The 24,151-nt window shown below is 66.6% G+C and carries 24 protein-coding genes; 18 read left to right on the forward strand and 6 right to left on the reverse strand.

The window, feature by feature from the left end; genetic code table 11:
* The first annotated feature begins 4 nt into the window (after positions 1–4).
* From IQ782_RS05140 to IQ782_RS05165, 6 genes are all read left to right on the forward strand, one after another.
* Entirely contained in the window at positions 5–1,039 is a 1,035-nt protein-coding gene (locus IQ782_RS05140) for a FecCD family ABC transporter permease (protein ID WP_338092551.1), read from the forward strand.
* The gene (locus tag IQ782_RS05145) at positions 1,032–2,069 is read left to right on the forward strand and encodes a FecCD family ABC transporter permease (protein WP_194133559.1); all 1,038 of its coding nucleotides are present in this window, start codon (positions 1,032–1,034) and stop codon (positions 2,067–2,069) included. Before IQ782_RS05140 ends, IQ782_RS05145 begins: the two co-directional genes overlap by 8 nt.
* Positions 2,066–2,860: an ABC transporter ATP-binding protein gene (locus tag IQ782_RS05150; RefSeq protein ID WP_194133560.1), complete on the forward strand. Its 795-nt coding sequence runs from the start codon at positions 2,066–2,068 to the stop codon at positions 2,858–2,860. The genes IQ782_RS05145 and IQ782_RS05150 overlap by 4 nt, the downstream gene beginning before the upstream one ends.
* A 437-nt stretch (positions 2,861–3,297) precedes the next feature.
* Positions 3,298–3,726: a hypothetical protein gene (locus tag IQ782_RS05155; protein ID WP_194133561.1), complete on the forward strand. Its 429-nt coding sequence runs from the start codon at positions 3,298–3,300 to the stop codon at positions 3,724–3,726.
* A gap of 422 nt (positions 3,727–4,148) precedes the next feature.
* Positions 4,149–4,466 (forward strand): hypothetical protein, encoded by a 318-nt coding sequence (locus IQ782_RS05160; protein WP_194133562.1) that lies wholly within the window; start codon positions 4,149–4,151, stop codon positions 4,464–4,466.
* A 65-nt stretch (positions 4,467–4,531) separates the two neighbouring features.
* The gene (locus tag IQ782_RS05165) at positions 4,532–5,104 is read left to right on the forward strand and encodes a hypothetical protein (RefSeq protein WP_338092552.1); all 573 of its coding nucleotides are present in this window, start codon (positions 4,532–4,534) and stop codon (positions 5,102–5,104) included.
* A gap of 669 nt (positions 5,105–5,773) precedes the next feature.
* Here the strand turns inward: IQ782_RS05165 and IQ782_RS05170 are convergent.
* Positions 5,774–6,670 (reverse strand): LysR family transcriptional regulator, encoded by an 897-nt coding sequence (locus tag IQ782_RS05170; protein WP_240989112.1) that lies wholly within the window; start codon positions 6,668–6,670, stop codon positions 5,774–5,776.
* 143 nt (positions 6,671–6,813) lie between these two features.
* Here IQ782_RS05170 and IQ782_RS05175 point away from each other — a divergent pair, with 143 nt between their 5' ends.
* The 3 genes from IQ782_RS05175 to IQ782_RS05185 are packed head-to-tail and all read left to right on the forward strand — an operon-like array spanning position 6,814 to position 9,516.
* Positions 6,814–7,989 (forward strand): cytochrome P450, encoded by a 1,176-nt coding sequence (locus tag IQ782_RS05175; protein WP_194133564.1) that lies wholly within the window; start codon positions 6,814–6,816, stop codon positions 7,987–7,989.
* Positions 7,990–8,019: 30 nt separating this feature from the next.
* The gene (locus IQ782_RS05180) at positions 8,020–8,343 is read left to right on the forward strand and encodes a 2Fe-2S iron-sulfur cluster-binding protein (protein WP_194133565.1); all 324 of its coding nucleotides are present in this window, start codon (positions 8,020–8,022) and stop codon (positions 8,341–8,343) included.
* Positions 8,344–8,346: 3 nt separating this feature from the next.
* Positions 8,347–9,516 carry an NAD(P)/FAD-dependent oxidoreductase gene (locus IQ782_RS05185; protein WP_194133566.1) on the forward strand — a complete coding sequence of 390 codons (1,170 nt, stop codon included), beginning with the start codon at positions 8,347–8,349 and terminating at the stop codon, positions 9,514–9,516.
* Between the two features lie 14 nt (positions 9,517–9,530).
* Here IQ782_RS05185 and IQ782_RS05190 read toward each other — a convergent pair whose 3' ends face one another.
* A complete protein-coding gene (locus IQ782_RS05190) occupies positions 9,531–10,445 on the reverse strand; it encodes a LysR family transcriptional regulator (protein WP_194133567.1) in 915 nt (304 codons plus the stop codon).
* Between the two features lie 93 nt (positions 10,446–10,538).
* Here IQ782_RS05190 and IQ782_RS05195 point away from each other — a divergent pair, with 93 nt between their 5' ends.
* The 4 genes from IQ782_RS05195 to IQ782_RS05210 are packed head-to-tail and all read left to right on the forward strand — an operon-like array spanning position 10,539 to position 15,030.
* Entirely contained in the window at positions 10,539–11,501 is a 963-nt protein-coding gene (locus IQ782_RS05195) for a TAXI family TRAP transporter solute-binding subunit (RefSeq protein ID WP_194133568.1), read from the forward strand.
* Position 11,502: 1 nt separating this feature from the next.
* Positions 11,503–13,362, forward strand: coding sequence for a TRAP transporter permease (locus IQ782_RS05200; RefSeq protein ID WP_194133569.1), 1,860 nt, complete (start codon positions 11,503–11,505; stop codon positions 13,360–13,362).
* On the forward strand, positions 13,359–14,696 hold the full coding sequence (locus IQ782_RS05205; RefSeq protein ID WP_194133570.1) for an acyclic terpene utilization AtuA family protein: 1,338 nt from the start codon (positions 13,359–13,361) through the stop codon (positions 14,694–14,696). Before IQ782_RS05200 ends, IQ782_RS05205 begins: the two co-directional genes overlap by 4 nt.
* A gap of 34 nt (positions 14,697–14,730) precedes the next feature.
* Positions 14,731–15,030, forward strand: coding sequence for an AtuA-related protein (locus IQ782_RS05210; RefSeq protein ID WP_194133571.1), 300 nt, complete (start codon positions 14,731–14,733; stop codon positions 15,028–15,030).
* A 36-nt stretch (positions 15,031–15,066) separates the two neighbouring features.
* Here the strand turns inward: IQ782_RS05210 and IQ782_RS05215 are convergent, their stop codons facing one another.
* From IQ782_RS05215 to IQ782_RS05225, 3 genes are read right to left on the reverse strand one after another with little or no spacing between them, the layout of a single operon-like run.
* Complete coding sequence (locus IQ782_RS05215; protein ID WP_194133572.1) at positions 15,067–16,323, reverse strand: CaiB/BaiF CoA transferase family protein; 1,257 nt, start codon at positions 16,321–16,323, stop codon at positions 15,067–15,069.
* A complete protein-coding gene (locus IQ782_RS05220; RefSeq protein WP_194133573.1) occupies positions 16,320–16,748 on the reverse strand; it encodes a PaaI family thioesterase in 429 nt (142 codons plus the stop codon). The genes IQ782_RS05215 and IQ782_RS05220 overlap by 4 nt, the downstream gene beginning before the upstream one ends.
* Positions 16,749–16,751: 3 nt before the next feature.
* Positions 16,752–17,537: an IclR family transcriptional regulator gene (locus tag IQ782_RS05225; RefSeq protein ID WP_194133574.1), complete on the reverse strand. Its 786-nt coding sequence runs from the start codon at positions 17,535–17,537 to the stop codon at positions 16,752–16,754.
* Between the two features lie 148 nt (positions 17,538–17,685).
* Here IQ782_RS05225 and IQ782_RS05230 point away from each other — a divergent pair, with 148 nt between their 5' ends.
* From IQ782_RS05230 to IQ782_RS05250, 5 genes are all read left to right on the forward strand, one after another.
* The gene (locus IQ782_RS05230) at positions 17,686–19,245 is read left to right on the forward strand and encodes an acetate--CoA ligase (protein WP_194133575.1); all 1,560 of its coding nucleotides are present in this window, start codon (positions 17,686–17,688) and stop codon (positions 19,243–19,245) included.
* A 35-nt stretch (positions 19,246–19,280) separates the two neighbouring features.
* Positions 19,281–20,417 (forward strand): FAS1-like dehydratase domain-containing protein, encoded by a 1,137-nt coding sequence (locus IQ782_RS05235; protein WP_194133576.1) that lies wholly within the window; start codon positions 19,281–19,283, stop codon positions 20,415–20,417.
* 53 nt (positions 20,418–20,470) lie between these two features.
* Positions 20,471–20,962 (forward strand): TRAP transporter small permease, encoded by a 492-nt coding sequence (locus tag IQ782_RS05240; RefSeq protein WP_240989113.1) that lies wholly within the window; start codon positions 20,471–20,473, stop codon positions 20,960–20,962.
* A gap of 36 nt (positions 20,963–20,998) precedes the next feature.
* Complete coding sequence (locus tag IQ782_RS05245) at positions 20,999–22,000, forward strand: TRAP transporter substrate-binding protein (protein WP_194133577.1); 1,002 nt, start codon at positions 20,999–21,001, stop codon at positions 21,998–22,000.
* Positions 22,001–22,079: 79 nt separating this feature from the next.
* Positions 22,080–23,369 carry a TRAP transporter large permease gene (locus IQ782_RS05250; protein WP_194133578.1) on the forward strand — a complete coding sequence of 430 codons (1,290 nt, stop codon included), beginning with the start codon at positions 22,080–22,082 and terminating at the stop codon, positions 23,367–23,369.
* 12 nt (positions 23,370–23,381) lie between these two features.
* On the opposite strand, the gene IQ782_RS05255 is transcribed toward IQ782_RS05250, so the two are convergent.
* Positions 23,382–24,074, reverse strand: a complete 693-nt coding sequence (locus IQ782_RS05255) for a GntR family transcriptional regulator (protein WP_194133579.1) — start codon at positions 24,072–24,074, stop codon at positions 23,382–23,384.
* Positions 24,075–24,151 lie beyond the last annotated feature (77 nt).

Here is a 24,151-nt window from a genome sequence, read left to right on the forward strand (position 1 = left end):
GCAAGTGCTGGCCCAGGATCGTCCGCTCGGAGAGGGGGCCGCGGTCTTGCGCCGGGCCGCACTCCCTTGCCTTGCGCTGCTTGTCGTGCTCGGCGGCTGTGCCCTGTCGCTGGCGACCGGCGGCCGCAGCGATGTCGGTCTCGCCGACCTTTCCGGGCTTTTCGCCGGATCCGGAGCGACGCTTGCGGAACAGACCATGCGCGACATCCGGCTGCCACGCACGCTCTGTGCCGTCTTCCTGGGCGTCAACCTGGGCCTTGCCGGGTTGATCCTGCAGGCGGTGACCCGCAACGCGCTGGCCGCGCCGGGGCTGCTTGGCATCAACCAGGGAGCAGCGCTCGGGATTGTCCTCGGGCTCATCGTGCCGGCGCTTGCAGGGGTGCCGCAATCTTTGCTCGCGGTGGTCTTTGGCCTGCTGGCAGTCGCTGCGACCTTCGCGATCTCCGGGGCCTTTTCGGGGCGCATCGAGTCGCTGCGCCTGATCCTCGGCGGCATTGCCGTCGGGGCGCTCGGCTTCGCCGCCGTGCGTCTGGGCTACACGCTCGAGGATGACCTTGCGCGGCAGGTGGTGCGCTGGACCGTGGGCGACATCGGCGGCGTGCGGATGCCCGAGGCGCTGCGTCTCGGGGCCACCGCGCTGCTTGGTATCCTGGCGGCCTTCGGCCTGGCGCAGCGGTTGAACCTGATGGCTCTGGGGCAGGCCGCGAGCCACGGGCTCGGGGCGGATCCGATGCGCACGCTGATGCTGGGCGCTGGTGTCGCCTCGGTGATGACCGGGGTCTGCGTCTCTGTCGCGGGGCCGATCGCCTTTGCCGGCCTGGTCGTGCCGCATCTCGCCAAGGCACTGGCCGGCGCAGACCATCGCCGGCTGGTCTTGGTGACAGCCACGCTCGGGGCCGGGCTGATGGCCTGGGCGGATGCGGGCTCGAAGCTCTGGCCCGGCTTTTCCGAGATCCCAGTGGGCGTTATCGTCTCGATCATCGGCGCGCCCTGGTTTCTGGCCATCGTCCTGACGCGGAGGGCGAGTTCGCATGGCTGATGCCTCGACCCTGCAGAGCGGTCCGGGCCGCCGTCTCCGGACCCCCGCCGTTCTGGTCGCGCTGACCTGCTGCCTGCTTGTCGTGCTCGCGCTGGGACTTGGCCTGGGCGCGGTGCGTGTCCCGGCCGCGACCTTGCTCAACACGCTGCTGGGGCTGGACGGTCCGAGGCAGGATTTCATCGTCCTCGGCTCGCGCCTGCCGCGGACGCTGCTCGGGGCCCTTACCGGCGCCGCGCTGGGTCTGTCAGGTGCGATCATCCAGTCGTTGCTGCGCAATCCTCTCGCCAGCCCGAAGATCGTCGGCATCAATTCGGGGGCGGCCTTTGCCGTGCTGCTCTGCGCCTTCCTTCTGCCGGATGCGGCCGCGCGGCTGACACCCTTCGCCGCCGCCGTCGGGGGCGTGGTGGCGGGGTCGGTTGTGTGGCTCATGGCGGGTCGTCTCGCCCTCGATGCGGCGCGGCTCACGCTCGTGGGGATTGCTGTCGGCTTCGTCATGGAGGCCGGCGTGGAATTCCTGCTGGTCACGCAGACCGGCCCGGAGTTCTCTGCGCCGCTGGTCTGGCTGACCGGCAGCCTCTGGGGGCGCGGCTGGACGCATCTTTGGTCCGTGGCCCCGGCGCTTGGTGGGTTGATGGCGCTGGCGTTGCTGATGTCCTTCCGTCTCGATCTGCAATACCTGGGGCCGCAGCGGGCCGCCGCGCTGGGTGTCCGGCTCGGACTCGAGCGCGGGATGCTTCTGGTGATCGGCGTGCTTCTCGCGGCGCTGTCGGTGGGCGTGGTGGGGGTTGTCGGCTTCATCGGCCTGATGGCCCCGCATATCGCGGCGCGGCTTGTCGGCGGACGTCATCGTGCGCTGCTGCCCACGGCGGCGCTCGTCGGGGCGATCCTCTGCGCCGGCGCAGATGTGGCGGGACGCGCGCTGATGCCGCCGATCGAGATTTCTGCCGGTATCCTGACCGCGCTGCTTGGCGCGCCCTTCTTCATCTGGCTCCTCCTGACCGAGGGGCGCCGTCCGGGAGCACCCCGATGATCCATCTTGAAGCCGTGGCAGCGGGCTACCGCACGTTCCGTCTCGCGCCCGCGACGCTTTCCTTTCCGGCCGGCACGCTGACCGCGCTGATCGGTCCCAACGGATGCGGCAAGTCGACGATGCTGAAGGTGATGTCGCGTCAGCTCCGGCCTTCGGCGGGGCGCGTGATGCTTGGCGAAGAGGACACCGCCGGTCTTGCGCCCCGCGCGCTGGCGCGGCGCCTCGCGCTCTTGCCACAGGAGAATGCTGTGCCGCCGGGGGTCACGGTGGTGGAGCTGGTCGGCTATGGCCGGGCACCGCATCAGAACCTGCTTGGCATGCAGACCGGCGCTGACCGCGAGAAGGTGCGGCAGGCGATGGACCGGCTCGATCTTTTGGCGCTGGCCGACCGCGAGGTCGGCACGCTGTCAGGGGGGCAGCGCCAGAGGGTCTTCATCGCCATGGCGCTGGCGCAGGACGCGCCGGTCATGCTTTTCGACGAGCCGACGAACTGGCTCGATATCCAGCATCAGGTGGAGGTCCTGCGCCTGATGCGAGACCTTGCCCGCGAAGGAAGGACCTGCGTCGTCGTCCTGCACGACATCGCTCAGGCCGCGCGCTACGCCGACCGGCTGGTGGTCATGAAGGCGGGCAGTGTCATTGCGACCGGCGCGCCGAAGGCGGTGCTCACCGCCGATCTCGTGCGGCAGGTGTACAACTTGCAGGTCGAAGTCCATCCCGATCCGGTCACCGGCACGCCGGTGCCTGTGCCGCTTGAGCCGGGACGGGACCGCTGCGTCGAGCCCGTCTGAGCGCGCTTCACTGACCTCGGCCTGCAACCGCAGTCGCGCGGGCCTGCCTGTGCGCAAGTCGCGAGTCCTGAGTGGGGGGCCGCGATTCTGTTCCTGTTGTGCCAGTGGGCCCGAGTCCATGTGACCTCGGTCAGCGTGCGCGCGACGGAGGAGGCAACCTGCCATTGCCGATGGCTGCTCTGGCCTGCGCATGCGCCGAACACCCTCTGCCGGGGTCGGTTTGGAAATCGTGTATCCGAGATATACCTTTTTTGCCGATCAATCCGAAAGTTATTGCGCCACTCTTTCAGGGTGTGAGGAAATTGCAAATCTGTGTCTAAATAATCCCGGTCCGGGATCTAACGCGGGATCGGGAGGTGAATTTCTGGACAAAGTCCCGCTCGTATTACACAGGGTGAGGCGTATGTTTATTGTTATGTGTGTTCAGAGTTGTGTACATGAAACTCGTGAAGCTATTGGCGCTTCTGTGCGGTCTTGCGCCGTTCCCGGCGCAGGCAAAGGAAATCAGGCTCCTGTTGTTCGATGCGAAGACGCATGAAAACTTTGCCGGTTGCCTGAACTGCGACAAGAGCGATCCCGAAGCCGTCTGCAACGACTACGGGGCCTATGGGTCGCGTCTGATGACCAACAGCATCTGGAACTTGCACGGGACATTCGGCTCGAAGTTCAGCGACGACAGCCCTTGGTCCGCGGGCGGTGAAGGGCTGGTCGTCATCGATGACAGCGGCAAGTTCTACGGCCATTTCTCGAACAACCTGAGCATCAACCGCAACCAACCGACCCTTGCGAATGTGCGCTACCTCTTGAAACTCTACGCCACTTATGACGATCTCAGTATTGTGCGCGATCTGCTTTGCGAAAGGTGAGGGCGCGTTGCGATGGGCGCAACAGGCATAATTGAGATGCGCTTCGGTTGGCTGACGTTTTGCAATTCGCTCAGATGTCCCGGATAAAATTCAAAGTCCCGAGAAATTAATCAAGCGCAGTGCATATGCTTCCTGCGCTCCGAGAGTCCCTCAGGCCGCAGCTCTGGCAGGAAAAGCCGAACCGAGTCTTCCATCAATGCGCCTTGGCGCCTCGCGGCGGCCAAGGCGGAAGTTGATGAAATGTCATGCGACGCCACCACTCACGGAAACTCGTGAAAACAAGCACTCATTAACTGACGTTGCGTCGACTCGGTAGCACGGTCCGAAGCGGGCTCCAAGAGTTTATCATTTCGATAATCTCGTTTCGGGCCGAAGCGTGACATTTGTTGACGGCGGGGGCCGTCTGTAGGAAGACTGAGAACATGGACAAACTCAGCTCAATTCTCCAACTCCGCGAGATGCTCCGGCAACTCGAGCGTGACGTCGGCCTCGAAGACCTCAGTCGCTTCGAGCGTGATGTCCTGCTTGCGGCGCATGGGCTGTGCAAGCGTCCGGGAGATGTCATCAGCTCGGAGCAAATTCGAGAGCACGCGCTGGTCCGTTCCGCGGCGCAGGCGACCTTTTACCGTGCCCTTCGGGTTCTGCTCGCGCGCGGGTTGCTCGAACGGGCGGCGGAGTCCAAGGCGAAATCCTACATCGTGCGCAGTGATCTGGTCGGCACCCCGCTGCCGTTGGGCTGACGCAGGAAGCGGAAGGCAGCCGTGGAGAAGGCGATCCCAGTCGGGCAGATTTCCCCGAGGCGCGCGTGAGTATCCTGCGCAACATGGCCATCGTGGCGGTGGCCTATGTCCTCGCCCACGGGCTGACGGCGCTGCTCATCACGCCGCTGCAGGCACGCCTGCTGCCCGATGTGACCGCCTTTGCAAGCCTGATGTACCTGCCTCATGGCGTGCGTGTCCTCTCGACCTGGCTGATGGGGCGATTGTCGGTCATCCCTCTCGGTCTGGGGGCCTTCCTGTCGGAGGTGCTGTTCACCCCGGTCGAGGTCAGCAGCGCCACGGACCCGGTGATCCTGTTGTCGATCGCCGTGGGCGGGGTTTCGGCGCTGCTCGCCTTCGAGCTCATGGGCCTCGTGGGCCATCGCATCTACGCCGGGCAAAACAAGCGCATCCATTGGAAGTGGCTGTTGCTGGCGGGCATGCTGGCCTCGGTGTTCAATTCCCTCGGACAGTCTCTGGTCTTTTCCGGCAAGGTGCTGCCTGATCATGCCATCGCGGTGCTGGCGGTCTACGCGGTGGGCGATCTCGTCGGGCTGGTGGCGACCACGCTGGTGCTGATGTTCGTCTTTCGCTGGATACGTGTCTTCCTCGCGCGTTGAGCGAGGCGAGAGATCGCGCGCCGAAAACTTCCGGCTCCCAATGTCCGAGATCGCAGAATTCAGGGCGGAGCGGCACGTCCTTCGGCTATATCGATGGACCTCGGAAGGCGCCTTCGCAAATCCGCAATGAGCAAAAAAGCGTGCGTATGCTGTTTCAGGTAATATCCGCGTTTCTGAATGAAATATTATTTTGAGTTTGGTTGGTTTTAGACTGGTGCCTCGGAAGCAGGTCTTTTTTTGGGGGAGGCTGTGGAACTCGCCAGGAGTGGGATACTCCCTGCATGCATCGGTCTGATCGTGGTGGTTTCGGCGCTTTCGCTGCTGGATGACGATGACCACCCCTGAAGCTGTGAACTTGTCGGTTTTTCTATAATTTTCAAGTCCGTGAAGCGGTTTCAGGATTGGCCATCGGAGCAGGGCCAGACGCGCGACCTGCGCCGGATGAGCCGCACGCGTTCCAGTGGAAGGCGAAGCGAGCTGATTTGGCGTGTATTCGCAAACATATTTCCGCTATCGCCTCTCTCTTTCATCCGTTTTTCCGCGATGGGAGCCTCTCTCTTTCGTGGGAAATTTGACAAGCCCCGGTGCCCCTTCGATGGTTCGGGATGGCAATATTCAACACATATTCTTCTCGAAAACGGCCGGGGCAATTGGCCATGCCCCGGCGTTTCAGGTCAGTTCGGTGATGCTGCGAGATACCAGATCGCGCAGCCATCGGTGCACGGCGGAATGGTGGGTCCGCGCGGTCCAGACCATCTTGACCTCGATCGATGCGGAGACCGGGCAGTCGACGATGGCCAGCGACGGGTCGTCGAAGGTCGCCAGACGTCGCGGGATCGTCGCCACCAGGTCCGAGCCAGCCACCAGCTTGTCGATCCCGGCGGGGCTCGGCACGCGCAGGGCGATCGACAGGCGGTGCCCGGCGCTCTCGATCTCGCTGACATAAGGCGAGAGCCAGCGGCCTCCGTAGGTGATGAAGATGTGCTGGAACGCCAGGTACTGCGCGAGCGTCGGCGGCGCGCCGGCTGCGGGATGCGCCCGGTCCATCAAGCACACGTAGCCATCGGTCATCGCCATGCGTTCGTAGAAGGATGCGTCCTGCCGCCGGTAGGGGCCGATGAGCAGGTCGGCCTCGCCGTCCAGCAGGCGCTGGTGACCGTGGCCCGAGGCATCGACCACCTCGATCTGGAGGTGCGGGGCATCACGGCGCAGCTTGCTGATGATCACCGGGATCATGAAGCTGCGCTCGTAGTAATTGCAGGCGATGGTGATGCGGTCGGTGGCGGTCGCCGGGTCGAACTCCGGCCGGGCGCGCACCGCGTCGAAGCCGGCAATCAGGTCGAGCGCATAGGCCACCACCTCCTCGCATCGGGCGGTGGGATAGGTGCGTCCCGCCTCGCGTACGAAGAGCGGGTCGTCGAAGACCTTGCGCAGCTTCTCGATGGCATAGCTGACCATCGACTGGCTGATCCCCAGGGCTTCGGCGGCGCGGCTGAAGGAGCGCTCGCGATGCACCACGGTCAACACGTGGAAGCTGCGGAAGTCGAGCTGCTGCGGGTCGGTCATCATGCCTTCTGCCGGCGGTCTGCGATTCCTCCCGCGTAGCATCATCTGATTTTTCGATCAATTGTATCGGACTGATCGGGTTGTGGGATGGCACGCGCCATGTCCTTTATCCCCAAGCACGTTCTTTGGGAGGAGGCGTCGACATGCCACTGGCACCTGTTGATGAGACAGTCGCAATCGGGGATCTCGTTCGCGATCCCTATCCGATCTATCGCCGCATGCGGGCCGAGACGCCCGTGGTGCGCGTTCCCGCGGTGAAGCGCACCTTCCTGACCAAGGCGGCCTACACCAAGATGGTCAAGGATGATGTCGTTCTGTTCAGCTCGAACGATCCCACGACGCCGATGGAACCCGCATTCCGCGCCCACACGCTGATGCGCAAGGACGGCGAGGAGCACCGCCGCGAGCGTATGGCGATGCAGAAGGCCTTCACTCCCAAGGTCATCAAGACCAACTGGGCGCAGCTCTACCGCGATATCACCGACCGATATCTCGACCGGCTGCCGCGTGGCGAGACGGTGGATCTCTACAGCGCGATCTGTGCCCCGGTCTCGGCGCGTATCCTGACCCATATCCTCGGGCTCGACGGGGCCAGCGACGAGGAGATGATGCGCTGGTCGCAGCAGCTGATCGACGGCGCGGGGAACTTCGCCTGGGATCCCAAGCTCTTCGAGATCACCGACAGGGCGAACGAGGAAATGGATCTGCATATCGCCGCCTGCGCCGAACGGCTCCGGGCCGATCCCGACGACTCGGCGCTGTCGCTGATGGTCAATGCCGCAGACCCCATCCCCTGGAGCCAGATCGTCGCCAACATCAAGATCGCCATTGGCGGCGGCATCAACGAACCGCGCGATGCCATGGCGACGATTCTCTACGGGTTGTTGACCAATCCCGACCAGCTCGAGGAGGTGCGCCGGCAGGAGGCCTGGGCGGCCGCCTTCGAGGAGGGCATCCGCTGGGTCGCGCCGATCCAGGCCTCGTCGCGGCTGGTCATGGAGGACACGGTGATCGGCGGGATCGACATCCCCAAGGGCGACATCGTGATGAGCATCCAGGCCTCGGCAAACCGCGACGAGGACCTGTTCCACGAGGGCGAGGATTTCCGCGTGTTCCGCGACAAGAACCCCCACCAGTCCTTCGGCACCGGGCCGCACCATTGCGCCGGGGCGCATATCGCGCGGCGCACCGTGGGCGAGATCATGATGCCGGAGCTCTTCGAGCGCTTTCCCGACATGCGGCTGCCGGACCCGGAGGCGATCGTCTGGCACGGCTTCGGCTTCCGCGGCCCGCTCAGCATGCCCGTGACGCTCAACTGAACGCGGTCTTTTCCAGGGAGGAGAACAATCATGGTCAAGGTGACCTACGTCGCGGCCGACGGCACGCGCACCGAGGTGGATGCACCGCCTGGCAGCAACGTGATGCAGACCGCGCTCGACAATGACGTCGATGGAATTGTCGGTGAATGCGGCGGTGCCATGATGTGTGCGACCTGCCACTGCTACGTTGACGAGGACTGGAGCGATGCCACTGGCGCCCGCCGGGACGGCGAGGACGACATGCTCGACTGCGCCGCAGACGAGGTGCGGCCGAACTCGCGCCTGTCGTGCCAGATCCGGCTGACCGAGGGTCTCGACGGGCTTGTCGTGCACCTGCCCGAGGAGCAGGTCTGAGCGATGCGGGAGATCGTGATCGTTGGCGCGGGGCAGGGTGGTCTTCAAGCGGCGATGTGCCTGCGGCAGGATGGCTTCGCGGGCCGGATCACCCTGATCGGGGCCGAGGCAGGGCTGCCCTACCAGCGCCCGCCGCTGTCCAAGGCCTATCTCAAATCCGGCGATGCGGGCGCGCTGCAGCTGCGCCCGGCGAGCTTCTTCGAGAAGAAGGACATCACGCTGATCACCGGCACGCGGGTGGACAGCATCGACCGCGCGGCGCGCAGTCTGCGGGCCGGCGGGCGGGACCTGCGCTATGACCACCTGATCCTCGCCACCGGCACCCGCAACCTGCGTCCGCCGATCCCCGGCGCGGACCTGGCGCTCGATTTGCGCACGTTGGAGGATGCCGCGCGCCTGCGTGCCGCGCTCGATCGACCAAGGCGCTGCGCGGTGATCGGTGGTGGCTTCATCGGGCTGGAATTCGCGGCGGTGGCGCGGGCTCTGGGCCATGAGGTGACGCTTGCCGAGGCGGCGCCCCGGCTGATGGCCCGCGCAGTCTCGGCCGAAACCTCGGCGCGGTTTCTTGGGCTGCACGAAGGCATGGGCACGCGGGTGCATCTGGGCGATCCGGTCCGCGAAGTGTTTCCGGGCGGCATCCGGCTCGCCAGCGGAACGCGGATCGAGGCGGAGGTGGTGCTGATGGCCGCGGGGGTCACACCCAACACCGAATTGGCCGCGGCGGCGGGGCTGGCGGTGGACAATGGCGTGGTGGTCGATGGGCGCCTGTTGACTGCCGATCCGGCGATCTCTGCGCTTGGCGACTGCGCGGTCTTTCCTGACCCGGTCAGCGGCCGTCCGGTGCGGCTGGAGTCGGTGCAGGCGGCCACCGACCATGCGCGGCTGATCTCGCGGCGGCTGCTCGGCATGGCCGATGACCGCTATGACGCGGTGCCGTGGTTCTGGTCCGATCAGGCCGACAGCAAGCTGCAGATCGCCGGGCTGGCCACGGCGGGAGACGAGACCGTAACGCGCGGCGATGGCGCCATCTTCCGCTTCAACGCGGGCCGCCTCTCGGCGGTGGAGACGGTGAACGATGCCCGGACCCACATGCAGTCGCGCAAGCGTCTGGCCGGTGCGCCGGTGCTGCGGCGGCACCTGGAAGCGGCGGGCTTCGATCTCGCCGCTGTCTGAGCGTCCGCGCGGCGCTAGGCCGAGCGCTGTGCCGGAAGCACCCGTCGCACATGGCTGAGAAAGGCCTGCGCCGAAGGCGACAGCGATTGCCCGGAGCGGCGCACGAGGCCGATGCGGCGCCGGGCACCGAACCCGATGATTTCGCGCTGGACCAGCGCCTCGGTGCGCAGCACCGGCAGGGTGAGCGTCGGCAGCGCGGTGATCCCCAGCCCTTCGGCCACCAGCGCACCCGCCGTGGCAAGATGCGCCACCTCGAAACGCGGGGCGAGGGTGTGGCCGATGCGTAGGCAGGCGCCGTCGATCAATTCGCGCACGCTGGTGCCCTGCGCCATGGCGATGAAGGGCATCTCGACCAACTCTTCCCAGCCATAGTCACGCGCCGCGCGCAGCGGCCCGTCGGGCGCGCCAACCGCGACGAAGCGGTCGTCCATCAGCGGCTGAAACGTGAGGCGGCTGCGCGCCGAAAGCGTCCCGGCGGTGAACCCGATCTCGGCCACCCCCGCCTCCACCGCCTCGATCACGCTGCCCGAGAGCGCATCGACGATGCGCAGGTCGATATCCGGGTGTTCGGCCGAGAAGCTGCGCAGCAGCCCCGGCAGCAGGCCCGCGGTCACCGAGGGCAGCCCGGCGATGGTCAGCCGGCCATTTCGCGCCGACAGATGCGCCTCGAATTCCGCCATGCCGTCTTCGGCGGTGTTGATCATTCGCTCCGCCACGCGCCCGAACGCCAGCCCCGAGGCGGTCGGCGAGACGTTGCGCGTGTCGCGGTCAAAGAGCCGTGCGCCAAGCCGCGCCTCCAGCCCGGTGATCTGCCGCGACAGCGCCGAGGGCGAGAGTGCCAGCACCTCGGCGGCGGCGCGGAACGAGCCGCAGCGCAGCAGCACGAGCACGGCGTTGAAATCGGCAAGCGACGGATTGGTGCGTTCCATGCATGAATAGTGCCTAAATTCGCACTTCAAGCAACAAACATCTTGGGCCAAGGTGCCCCCCAGGACCCGACCAGGGGTTCAAGGGAGGACATCATGAAAAAAACGCTTTACGCCCTCATGGGCGCAACCCTGCTTGCCGGGCCGGCGCTGGCGCAGGAGAAGGATCTGCTCATCGGGTCGACCTCGGCCTCGTCGAGCCACTACGGGTATTTCGTCGCCGTCGGTCAGCTGATCAACGAAAAGACCGAGGGGCTGAAGGCCTCGGTTGTCGAGACCGGTGCCACCATGGACAACATCCGCCGCATGTCGCGCGGGCAGGTGGATCTTGGTCTCGTGACCACCAACACCGCGCAGCACGCGGTTTCGGGCACCAATGATTTCGCGGGCAATGCGCAGGATCTGCGTCTGCTCTGGGTCTACACCAACGCGCCGCAGAACGTCATCCTGCGCAAGGACGCGGGCGTCGACAGCCTCGAGGGCCTGTCGGGCGTGCGCTTCAATCCCGGCATCAAGGGCTCGAGCACCGAGTCGACCACCGAGGCAGTCTTTGCCACGCTTGGCCTCGACGCCGATTACGTGCGCGGCTCGACCACCGACATCGTCGGCGCGATCAAGGACAACCGCGTGGCGGGCTACGTGAAATCGGGCTCGGGGCTGAAACTTGACGGCTCGACCATGGACATCGCCACCTCGACCGACATCGCCGTCGTCGGCCTGTCGGAGGCCGAGGCCGCGACCCTGCGCGAGAAGATGCCCGATATCTCGGTGATCGACATCCCCGAGGGCGCGGCCGAGGGCGTCCCGGCCTATACCACATGGAGCTTTGGCGTCGGCGTCGCCGCGACCGCCGCGATGGACGACGAGACCGCCTACAAGATCGTCTCGGCAATCATGGCCGACGACAGCGCGCAGGCCAACGCCATGTCCAGCCTCAAGGGCGCGGATCTGGCGCAGATGACCCTCGACTACGGCACCATCCCGCTGCATCCGGGCGCGGCGCGCTGGTTCGAGGAACAGGGGCTCGAGATTCCCGCCAAACTTCAGCCGGGGAGCTGACATGACCTTGGAGCGCGTCCAGAAGGGGCTGGCGATCCTCGTCGGTGTCTTCGTCTTCTACACCGCCGCGACCGGCCCCTTCGAGGGGCTGATCCAGCGGGCGATCTTCCTCGCCCTTGTCGCCTCCCTCGGCTTCGCGCTCTACCCGCTGGGCGCCGGGAAATCCTGGCGCCCGCTCGGGCTTGCCATCGACCTCGCGCTCTGCGCGGTGACGGTGGCGGCCTGCGGCTACGTGGTCTGGAACTACGACGAGATCATGACCTCGCTGCCCTGGGCGAGCACGCTCGACATGGCGCTGACCGCCGGGCTGGTGCTCTCGGTGCTCGAGCTTGGGCGGCGCACGGTCGGGCTGATCTTCCCGGTGCTGGTGCTGATCGGCATCGGCTACGCGATGTTCGGCAACCTGCTGCCCGGCGCGCTGGGGCATCGCGGTTTCGACGCGGCCTTCGTGACAGAGACCATCTTTCTCGGCGATCTCGGCATCTGGGGGATGCTGACGGGGGTCGCCGCAACGGTGATCGCGGCCTTCGTGCTTTTCGGCGCGCTGCTGCTGCACTCGGGCGGCGGGCAGGCGTTCATGGACCTCGCGATGCGCCTCGGCGGCCGCCAGCCCGGCGGCGCGGCGAAGATCGCCACCATTGCCTCGGGGCTCTTCGGGATGATCTCGGGCTCCGCCGTGGCCAATGTCGCCACCACCGGCAATTTCACCATCCCGATGATGATCCGCCTCGGCTACCCGCGCCCCTTCGCGGCGGCGGTCGAGGCCGTGGCCTCCACCGGCGGGCAGATCGCGCCGCCGATCATGGGCGCCGCCGCCTTCGTCATGGCCGAGATCCTCGGGGTGCCCTACACCACCATCATCGTCGGCGCGATCCTTCCGGCGATCCTCTTCTACGTCTCGGTTTTCGTGACCGTGCATTTCGTCGCGCAGCAGCGCGGGCTTGCCGTGGTGCCCGAGGACGAGATGCCCGACTGGAAGACCATCACCGCGCCGCGCCGGGTGCTGCCGATCCTCGCCGCGCTTGGCGGGCTGGGCCTTGGCATCTGGCTGGGCCGGTCGATCGCCACCGCCGCCTTCTACGGCGTCGTCGGGCTGCTGATCGCCTTCGTCGCCACCCAGGCCGGGCGGCTGAACCCGCGCGAGATGGCGGGCCGGGTGATCGACGGGCTCGAGGACGCGGGCAAGGGCATGGTGATCATCGGCGTGCTGCTGGCCGGTGCGCAGGTGCTGGTCTCGATGATCAACCTGACCGGCATCGGCGTGACGCTGTCTTCGCTCATCGTCACCCTGGCCGGGGACTCGGTGGTGCTGGTTGCGATCATCGTCGGGCTGGTCTGCCTGATCATGGGCATGGGTCTGCCGACCACCGCCGCCTACGTGCTTGTGGCCGCCGTGCTCGCCCCGGCGATGACCGCCGTGGGGATCGACCCGCTGGCGGCGCATCTTTTCGTCTTCTACTTCGCCACCATCTCGGTGATCACCCCGCCGGTCTGCGTCGCGGTCTTCGTCGGCTCGGGCATCGCGAACACCAACTGGCTCCCCGCTGCGGGCGAGGCGGTGCGGCTTGGCGCGGTGACCTACCTCGTGCCCTTCCTGCTGCTGCTCTACCCGGGCATGACCATGTCGGGTGGCATTGTCGGCATCATCGAAGCGGTGGCCGCGGGCATGGCGCTGGTGTTGGCGGTGCCGGCGCTGCTGAGCGGCGCGCCGCTCACCGGGCGCAAGCCGCTGGATATCGTGCTGCTGCTGGCGGTCATCGCGCTGGCGATCTGGCCGATGCTGATCACGCCGTTCCTGGCGCTGGCGCTCTTCTTCGGGGCCCGCGCTGTGGGTCGCGCACAGGGAAGGGCGATGGCATGAGCGTGGTTCGCATTGGCACCGGCGCGGGCTTCCAGGGGGACCGAATTGCCCCCGCCGTCGATCTCGCGGAACGGGGCGAGCTGGACTTCCTTGTCTTTGAATGCCTCGCCGAGCGCACCATCGCGCTCGCACAGCAGGCGCGGTTGGCAGATCCGGCGGCGGGGTTCGACCCGCTGCTCGAGCGGCGGATGCGCGCGGTACTGCCCGCCTGCGCCCGCAACGGAACGCGCATCGTGACCAACATGGGCGCGGCCAACCCACGCGCCGCCGCCGAGCGCACACGCAGCGTGGTGCGCGAGCTCGGCCTGTCCCTGACCGTGGCCGCGGTGATCGGGGATGACGTGCTCCACCTCGTCGGCGACTGCATCCTCGCAGAGACCGGCGCACCCGCACGGGCGCTCAAAGACCGGCTGATCTCGGCCAACGCCTATATCGGTGTGGCGGGGATCGTCGAGGCGCTGGACGCCGGCGCCGACATCGTGATCTGCGGCCGCGCCTCGGACCCGGCGCTGTTCCTTGCGCCGCTGGTGCACCGCTTCGGATGGGCGATGGACGACTGGGAGCGGCTTGGACGCGGCACGCTGGTCGGCCACCTGCTGGAATGTTCGGCACAGATCACCGGCGGCTATTTTGCCGATCCGGGGGTGAAGGACGTGCCGAACCTCGCCGAGGTCGGCTTCCCGCTGGCCGAGGTGTCGGAGGATGGCACCGCGGTGATCACCAAGCTGCCGGGCACCGGCGGCATGGTCACCCGCGCCACCTGCACCGAACAGCTGCTCTACGAAATCCACGACCCCGTCCGCTACATGCAGCCCGATGTGGTGGCCGATTTCTCGAAGGTCGAGCTGGACGAGATCGGTCCGGACCGGGTGCGCGTCACCGGCGGTTCGGGGCAGCCTGCGAGCGGGCAGCTCAAGGTCTCGGTCGGCTATCGCGACGGCTGGCGCGGCGAGGGGCAGATTTCCTACGCCGGGGCCAATTGCGTGGCGCGCGGCCGGTTGGCGGCGGACCTGGTGCATCAGCGGCTAGCCGAGCTCGGCGACCGGATCCTCGAGGAAAGAGCCGAGCTCATCGGGCTCGATGCTGTGGCTCCGGCTGTGGCGCGCGGCGCGGCTGACCCCGCCGAGGTGCGCCTGCGCGTCGCGGCGCGCTGCGCCGACGCCGAGACCGCGGAACGGGTCGGGGAGGAGGTCGAAGGGCTCTATCTTTGCGGCCCGGCCGGGGGGGGCGGCGTCAGCCGCGCGAGCCGCGAGATCATTGCCGTCGTCTCGACGCTCATCCCCGCCGCATCGGTTTCGGTGCGTGTCGAACTCACCGAGGGGGTCGATGCCTGAGCGCCTCGCGCCCCCGGTAGCCGAAGGAAAAGCCATGAAACTGCACGAGATTGCCCACGCCCGGACCGGCGACAAGGGCGACACCTCGAACATCTCGGTGATTGCCTACCGGGTCGAGGACTGGCCGCTGATCGAACGCGAGGTGACCGCCGAACGGGTCGCGCGGCACATGGGCGGCGTCAGCCCGGCAGACGTGACCCGCTACGCGCTGCCGCAGCTGCACGCGCTGAACTTCGTGATCCGCGGAGCGCTCACCGGCGGCGTCACCCGCTCGCTGGCGCTCGACGCGCATGGCAAGTGCCTGGCCTCGGTGCTTCTGGAAATGGAGATCTGAGGCACCGGGTCAGGCAAGCGCCACCGGGGGGCGATGTTAGTCCACGCGCTCCGGGGTTCCGCAGGGCGCGTCTTCGACACCGCCAATTACTGCGCGCTCCTGCAAGGCGCGCAGCGCGTCGTCGGAATAGCCGAGTTTCTCTCGCAGCACCGCGGCGGTGTCTTCTCCCAGCAGCGACGGCGGCCGCATCGTCGCCGCGCCCGCGCCGTCGAAACGGATCGGGCTGCCAACGAGGCGCAGCGGGCCCAGCTTGGGATGCTCGACGCACTCGATCAGACCCTGTGCCGCGACATGCTCTTGGTCGAGTGCCTCGGCGATGGACAGGATCGGGGCGTTTGGCACGTCGAATTCGGCCAGCCTTTGCAGCCAGTACGCGGTGGTCTGGCGCCCCAGCGCGGCAAGGATGATCGGTTCCAGCTCCAGCCGGTGTGCCAGCCGCGCTTCGTACCGGGCAAACCGCGGGTCGTCGATCAGCTCGGGTCGTCCGATGCAACGGGCGAAATTGTGCCAGAAGCCTTCGGTCAGGCAGGCCACGATGACATGGCCGTCGGAGGTGGCGAAGGACCCGTAGGGCACGATACTGGGGTGCTGGGTGCCGACCGGCTGCGGCGTCTCGCCGGTGACGAAATAGAGCTGCGACAGGTACCCTTGCAGTGCGATCAGACTGTCGAGCATGGCGACCTCGACGTGCCGGCCGTGGCCGGTGACATGCCGCTCGTGCAGCGCCGCCAGCACCCCGAAAAGCGAGAAGATGCTGCCGGCCATGTCGCCGAGCGGCAGGCCGAGCTTGTTCGGCGCCTGACCCGGTTCGCGGTTCACGCTCATCACGCCCGAGAGCGCCTGCGCCACGATGTCGAAGGCGGGCTTGTTGCCATGCGGGCTGTCCTTGCCGAAGCCGGTGATCGAGCAATAGACCAGCTTTGCGTTTTCGGCCTTCAGCGCGGCATAGCCGAGGCCGAGCCGGTCCATGACGCCGGGGCGGAAGTTCTCGAGCACGATGTCGCTCTGCGCGGCGAGTTCCCTTGCGATGCGGATGCCCTCGGGGCTCTTGAGGTCGAGTGCGACGCTTTTCTTGCTGCGGTTGAGCGCGATGTAATAGTGGCTGAGGCCCCCGACGAAGGGCGGGAAGGCGCGGGTCTCGTCGCCGCGGCCGATGGGCTCGATCTTGATCACCTCGGCGCCGAGATCGGCAAGCACCATGCTGGCATAAGGCCCCGACAGGATGCGCGAGAAGTCGAGCACGCGGACGCCGGAAAGCGGGCCGCGGCTGGTGTCGGTCTGGGGGGCACTCATGCGTCTGCTCCTGCTCTTGCAGATATCTTCATCACCGCCGTGGCGGTCGCGATCGGAGTGTCGCCGCGCAGCACCTCGCCGTCGACGAAAATCAGCGAGCGGGTCTGGTGGCGGATTTCGGCGCGTGTCTCGAGGAAATCCCCGGCTTTCGCCGAGCCAAGGAAGCGCGTGTCCATCTGCACGGTGACCGTGGGTTGGCGGTCGGCCACCGTCCAGGCGGCGATGGCGATCACCTGGTCGAGCAGCGTGGTGAGCACGCCGCCGTGGATGGAGCCGATCGGGTTGGCATGCATCTCGTTGGTCTGGAGGCCGAAGCGGGTGCGTGCGTCGCGCTCCACCGGCCGCAGCAGCGGGCCGACAAGGCTGGCGAAGCCCTTGATCTTCGCGATCTCCCAGCCGTCGAGAGAGAGGGGGGCGTCAGTCATGGTTCAGGCTCCCATCGCGATCTGGCTGTCCTGCAGCTCGTCGCGGATCTGCTGCATCGCGCGTACAAGGCGCGGGATCTCGCCGTCCTTCAGCCGCTCGGAAATGCCGATGGCCACCAGCGAGCGGATCATCCGACCGTCTGCGCCGAAGACCGGTACCGCGACGACCGTAACCCCGGAAATATACACGCCCTGGTCCACCGCGAAGCCCTGCGCCTTGGCCTCTGCGACCTGTGCCTGCCAGTCCTCGAAACTGGGCGGATGGTCCCAGACGAGGCGCGAGAATTTCTCCCGAAGCCGCGCGTCAGGACTGTCGCTGTAGGCGGCGAAGAGGCGGCCCGTGGCGCTGATCAGCGCGGGGAAGCGGCTGCCGAGATCGACCTGCAGCCGGAAGGGCATGCTCGACTGCGAGAGCGCGACGACCACCATCTGCGACGGCTCCGAGAGCTGCGTTGCGATGCCGGTGACGCCGAACTCCAGCGACAGGGACGAGAGCCGGGGCTGCACCAGCGCCGAGAAACTGTTGCGCTGAAGCGCCGCGCGGGCCAGCGGCAGGATGCCGATTCCGATCGAGTAGCGCTTCGTCGCCGAATCGAAATCCACCAGTCCCTCGTCCTGCAGCACGCGCAGGATGTGCAGGCAGGTCGAGGGGATCAGACCCAGCTCGCGGGCGATGGGATTGACCCCGACGGGCTCGGGAGAGCGGCCAAGAAACCTCAATATTGCAATGGCTCGGGTGACGGCGGGCACCTGCCTCTTGCTGCTTGTCTTGCTGTCGTCCTCGGCCATCTGGCCCTCCCGTTTCGGCGGCATATTGTTGTCTATATACAATAAGAATAGCGTATTGACAATAATTCATCCCGATCCCTACCCTTGTCAACAAGGGGGACGCAAGAACCGCGGCCCGCTCGGAGGAGAGGCTGGGAGGCAGGATCGAATGACCCGACTGACGGATTTCACGTCCTACGCGGAGGCTCAGAGGCAGTACTCGAAAGAGGGTCTTTGGGAGCTGTTCGACGGCACGCGGGAGCGGTTCAACATTGCGCATGAGTGCATCGACCGTCACGTGAACGGCGAGGCGGTGGCGCTGCGGATCGCCCATGCGGATGGCCGGGACGAGATCGTCAGCTTCGCCGAGATCTCCCGCCGCTCGTCGCAGGTCGCGCATTTCCTGAAGGCGCGCGGCGTGCAGAAAGGCGACCGCGTTGCGGTGATGATCGAGCCTTCGCTGCCCTTCTACTGCACGCTCTTCGGGGCGATGAAGGCCGGGGCGGTGGCAGTGCCGATGTTCACGCTCTTCGGTCCGGACGGGATCAAGCTGCGGGTCGCGGATTGCGAGCCCTCGGTGTTCTTCACCAACGCCGACAAGGCCCCCGAGGCCGAGGAGGGCGGGGCGCGGAAGGTCATCGTTGCCGACCGGGCGTTCCTTGACACCCTGGAGACGCTGCCCGCGACCTTCGACTGGGACACGGCGGGCGATGATCTTGCGGTGCTGCAATACACCTCGGGCACGACCCGGCTCTTGCCCGCGGCGGTGCACCATTCGCACCGTTCCATCGTCACCTTGATGGTCGCCGCGCTCTATGCCACCGGCATCCGTCCCGGTGATCGTTTCTTCTGCCCCTCGTCCCCGGCCTGGGGGCACGGGCTCTGGCACGGCACGCTCGCGCCGCTGGCCATGGGGGTCTCGACCGGCACATTTTCTGGCAAGTTCGACCCTGTGCGGCTGCTGAAGGCGCTGCACGACTTCGGGATCACCAATCTCACCGCCGCCGCGACGCACTACCGGATGATGCGCAATTCCGGCGAGGCGGAGAATTACGCCTACGCCTTCGACAAGCTGTCGTTCACCGGCGAGCCCATCGACAGCGAGACCGCGACCTATGTCGAGCGCGTCTTCGGCACCAAGGTGCGCTCGATGTACGGCACGACCGAGATCGGCGTGATCATCGCCAACTATCCGGGCGCCGAGGACCTCGAAGTGCGCGACGGTGCCATGGGCAAGGCGGTGCCGGGGGTCGAGGTCGAGGTGCAGCGGGACGATGGCTCGCGCTGCGCGCCGGGCGAGACCGGCGAGCTGATGGTGAAGAAGGGCGGCAAGTGGTTCCCGACCAAGGATTTGGGCCGGGTCGACGCGGACGGCTATTTCTACCACGGCGGCCGCGCCGACGACGTGATCATCTCGGCAGGCTGGACCATCGGCGCGGTCGAGGTTGAGGACGCCATCCTCAGCCATCCGGCGGTGGCCGAATGCGGGGTGATCGGCGCGCCCGACAGCCTGCGCGGGCAGGTGGTCAAGGCCTACATCATTCTCAAGGGCGCGCCCGAGGAAGGGCTCGACAAGGCGATCCAAGAGCACGTCCGCGCCCGGCTCGCCCGCCACGAGTACCCCCGCCAGATCGAATTCGTCGCCGAGCTGCCGAAGACCCCGGCCGGCAAGGTGAACCGCAAGATCCTGCGCGATTTGCAGGCTGAAACACTCGCGGCCGCCGGCTGACCGGCCCGCCGCACCGTCATTCGAGGAGGAAAAAGATGAACGACATGACCCGCAAGTTTCCGAAGATCACCGAGGAGGGGCTCGACGATCTGCGCCAGCGCATCGGCGTTAAGATCGAGAAGACGGTCGAGCCCTGGTGCTACGAGGCGACCCGCGACAACATCCGCCACTACGCCCATGGCATCGGCGACGACAACCCGCTGTGGTGCGATCCCGAGTACGCGAAGACGACGAAGTACGGCGACGTGATCGCCCTGCCGAGCTTCCTGTTCTCCACCAGCCGGATCATCTCGGGCTATGTCGGCGGACTTCCGGGCGTGCACGCCATGTGGTCGGGTGCCAACTGGACCTGGCACAAGGTCATCCCGCGCAACACCGAGTTCCGCACCGAGGCCTACCTCAAGGACCTCGTCGAGCATGACACGCGCTTTGCCGGCAAGGCGGTGCAGCAGATCTACCACGTCGATTTCTACGACGCGAAGACCGGCGACATGCTGGCCGAGGCTGACAGCTGGTGCTTCCGCACCGACCGCGATGCCGCGCGCGAGAACGGCACCAAGTACACCGAGGCCAAGGCCAAGGGCCGCCGCGTCTACACCGAGGAAGAGCTGCGGGAGTACTACAAGTACTACGAGCAGGAAGAGATCCGCGGCGCGCAGACCCGCTACTGGGACGATGTGACCGAGGGCGACGCGCTGCCGACCATGGTCAAGGGCCCGATGACCGCGACGGGTTTCATCGCCTACGCGCAGGGCTGGGGCGGGCTCTACATCCGCGCCAACAAGCTGGCATGGCAGTTGCAGCAGAAGCACCCCTCGGCCGGGATCAAGAACCGCTTCGGCATTCCCGATTGCCCCGAGCGCGTGCATTGGGAAGAAGAGTTTGCGCTCGAGGTCGGCGCGCCCGGTGCCTATGACTACGGCCCCGAGCGGACCTCGTGGCTGACGCACCAGGTGACCAACTGGATGGGTGACGACGGCTTCCTTCGGCAGGCGAAATGCCAGGTCCGCCGGCACAATCCCGAGGGCGACATCATCCTGATCCACGGCTCGGTGGTGCGCAAATACGAGGAGGACGGACGCTACCTGCTGGAGATCCAGCAGCGCGCCGAACAGCAGGACGGCGAGATGTCGGCGATCGGCTCGGCCATCGTCGAGCTGCCGAAACGCTGAGGGCCGCGCGCCCGCGCCGGGACACCCCTGCGTCAACCATCTGGGAGGTAAGGTTGCACGTCATCGGTACAATCCTGAGAAAACTCGAGGACACCCTGCATCTGCTGGGGTGCCTCGGCCTGCTGGTCGTGGTCGCGCTGATCAACGCGGACATCCTGATGCGGCTGGTCCTGCACACACCCGTGCAGGTCCAGTTCGAGCTCACCGAGCTCTACCTGATGCCCGCACTTGCCACGCTCTCGCTGTCGCGGGTCTTCCGCGACGGCGGGCACCTGGCGCTCGACTTCGTGCCGGAACACCTGCCCGGAGGTCTGGGGCTGGTCGTCGACAAGCTGCGCCTGCTGCTGCCGGCGCTGTTCTTCGGCCTTGTCACCTGGATGTCCGGGAAATTCGCGCTGCATGCCTTCCAGAGAGGCGAGGTCGAATACGGGGTGGTCGATTGGCCCCTCGGCTGGGCCTACGCCATCGTGCCGCTGGGATGCGGCGTGCTGGTGCTGCGGCTGATCTACGACGCGCTGACGCGGGAGGCGCCGGCGCAGGTCTGAGGAAGATCTGATTTTGTCTATAGGGAGGAGGACAAGATGAAGATGACGAACAAGGTGGTCGCTGCCCTGATCGGGGCGTTTGCGCTCGCAGGCAGCCATGTCAGTGCCGAAACGCTGCGGCTCGGGGATTTCCAGTCCACCAGCCACATCGTCTCGGTCGAGGGAACGGCGAAGTGGATGGCCGCGGTCGAAGAGGCGACCGGCGGCAAGCTCACGTTCCAGCATTTCCCTTCGGAGCAGGCGGCAAAGTCCAAGGCGCAGCTCGACGCGGTGAAGAGCGGTATTCTCGACGCCGCGCTGCTGGGCACCACCTACCACACCGACGAGCTGCCGCTGAACTCGGTGGTTGGGCTGCCGGGCTATTACGGCTCTGCCGAGCAGGGCACGAATGCGGTGCAAGCGATGCTGGCCGAGGGGCCGATGCGCGACGAGCTGCTGGCCGCGGGGGTGACCCCGATCTTCGGCTTCGTGCTGCCGCCCTACCAGGTGCTGGCCAAGCAGCGGCTCGGCATGCCGAGCGACTGGGAGGCGCTGGACGTGCGCACCTCGGGCGCAACGCAGGCGATGACCGCACGCGGCCTCGGCGCGGTGGGCATCTCGATCCCCGGACCGGAGGTCTATACCGCCGTCGAGCGCGGCCGTCTCGACGCGGTGCTGTTCCCGCTCGCCTCGGTGCCGGGTTACAAGCTCAACGAGGTGGTCAGCCACATTTCCACCAATGGCTCCTTCGGCGGCTACAGCTTCGTCATGGTGGTCCGCAGCGATCTCTATGACAGCCTTGCCCCCGAGGTTCAGGAGGCGATGAAGACCGCCGGTGACGAGATCGCCCTGCATGTCGCCAAGGCACAGGACGACAGCGTCGGCGAGCTGATCACCGGCTGGCAGGCGGACGGCATCGACACCTACACGTTCACCGACGAGGAACTTTCGGCGCTGCGCGCCGGCATGGAACTGGTGACCGAGGATTGGGTGGGCCGCATGGGCGGCGAGAAGGGGCAGGAGATTTTGGATCGCTATACCGAGCTGACCAGTCAGTAAGCTTTTCGCAAGTCCCAGGAAATACCGGGGTGGTCGGCCCATGGGTCGGCTGCCCCTCTCAGGAGCCCATCCCCGCTTCATGCTGACATTCTTTGCCATACTCGTGCTTCTGGCCCTGTTCATGGCCATGCGCATGCCCATCGCCTTCGCCATGGGGCTCACCGGCTTCATCGGCCTTGCCATTCAGCTCGGCCCGCGCCCGGCGTTGGCGGTGCTGGAACGCACCTTCTTCGACAGCTCGTCCTCCTTCATCCTCGTCGCCATTCCGCTGTTCATCCTGATGGCCGAGCTGCTGACCGCCGGCGACGTGACGCGCCGCGCCATCCTCGCCTGCCAGGGCTGGATCGGCCATGTGAAGGGCGGGCTCGCGATGGCCACGGTCGGCGCCTCGGTGATCCTTGCCGCGCTGGTCGGCAGCTCGACCGCCTCGACCGCCGCCATGGCCGCCTCGGCCTTTCCCGAGATGCGCAGCCACAACTACTCGCAGCGCCTCGCCGCCGCCGTGGTCTCGGTCGGTGGCACGCTCGCCGTCGTGGTGCCGCCCTCGATCGTGCTGGTGGTCTACGGCGTGCTGACCGAGACCTCGATCGGCAAGCTCTTCATCGCCGGGATCGTCCCCGGTCTGCTGACCGCCACTGGCCTTGCCGTGGTCATCAAGCTGATCGCCCACACCACCGACCAGGCACCCAAGGGCGCGCCCTTCGAGCTTGGCAAGGCGGTGAAGGCCAGCCGTCACGTGCTGCCGATGATCCTGCTGATGGTGCTGGTGATCGGCGCGATCTACGGCGGCATTGCCTCTCCGTCGGAAGCGGCGGCACTTGGCGTCATGGGCTCGCTGATCATCGTGATATTCCAGCGCTCTCTGTCGTTCGTGAACTTCAATCGCTCGGTGTCGGGGGCGATCCGCGCAACGGTGATGATCGTCGCCATCGTCGCCTGCTCGGCGATCTTCTCGAACTACCTCGCCTTCACCCGCATCACCCATTCGCTGCTGGAGTTCGTCGCGACCACCAGCCTGCCGCCGGCGGTGATCATGGGGTTCATCGTGCTGATCCTGCTGGTCATGGGCATGTTCATGGACCAGCTGGCGATCCTGTCGCTGGCCATGCCACTGGCCTTCCCCACGGCGATGGCCCTGGACTTCGACCCGGTGTGGTTCGGCATCGTGGTGACCAAGACGGTAGAGATCGGCCTGCTGACGCCGCCCCTAGGGCTCAACGCCTATGTCGCCTCGGCGCAGACCGGGGTTCCGCTGGGCAAGATCTTCCGGGGCATCCTGCCGTTTCTTGCGATGGAGATCGTGATCCTGATCGTGCTGCTTTGCGTCCCGCAGATCACCCTGTGGTTGCCGGGCCTGATGCTGCGCTGAGGCCGGGGCCCCTCAGAGACTGCTGAGACGGTGGGTCCTCAGAAGCGCGACCAGCATGTCCTTGGCGTATTGGCGGTGGGCATGGTGGCGGGTGGCGGCGTCTTCGGCATCGCCGCGGCTGATCGCTTCGAACACGGCGCGGTGATCCTCGTTCGACCGGGTCGGGGCGGGGCGCATATAGAGCGTCGTGTTGCGGGCGCGGGCGACCTGGTCGCTCATCGTCTCGCAGATCGTCATCGCACGGCGGTTGCCGCCGAGCCGCACCAGTTCGCGATGAAAGGCGTCGTCCGCAGCAGCCCAGGCCTCGCGGTTTTCTGCCGCCAGCGCCGCATCCATCTGGTCGAGAGCGCGCTCGAGCCCGGCGAGCGCCCGGGGACCGGGGTGTCGCTCGGCGGCGCGGCGGGCCGCCAGCGTCTCGATCTCGGAGAGGATGTCGTAGATTTCCTCCATGTCGGCAGGCGACACCGGCAGGATCCGCACGCCCTTGCGCGGGCGCACTTGGAGAAGACCGCGTTGTTCGAGCGAAACACAGGCCTCGCGCACCGGCGTGCGGGACATGCCAAGGCGTTCCGCCAGTTCGCCTTCCAGATGATCCGTCCCTGCCGCAAGCTCGCCCGACACGATCATCTCGCGCATCCGCTTGAGCGCCTGCTGCGCGTTGGATGGAGGCGGGGAAGGCTGCGCTGCGGGCTTCAAGTCGGACATAGGAGACCCTTCTGGCCGGGATATGCCGCATGGTATAGCGGTTCACCGATTTCGAGAACAGCACGGTCTTCGCGCGC

It is taken from the genome of Salipiger mangrovisoli, assembly GCF_015223355.1.
In the GTDB taxonomy this organism is placed as follows: Bacteria; Pseudomonadota; Alphaproteobacteria; order Rhodobacterales; family Rhodobacteraceae; genus Salipiger; species Salipiger mangrovisoli.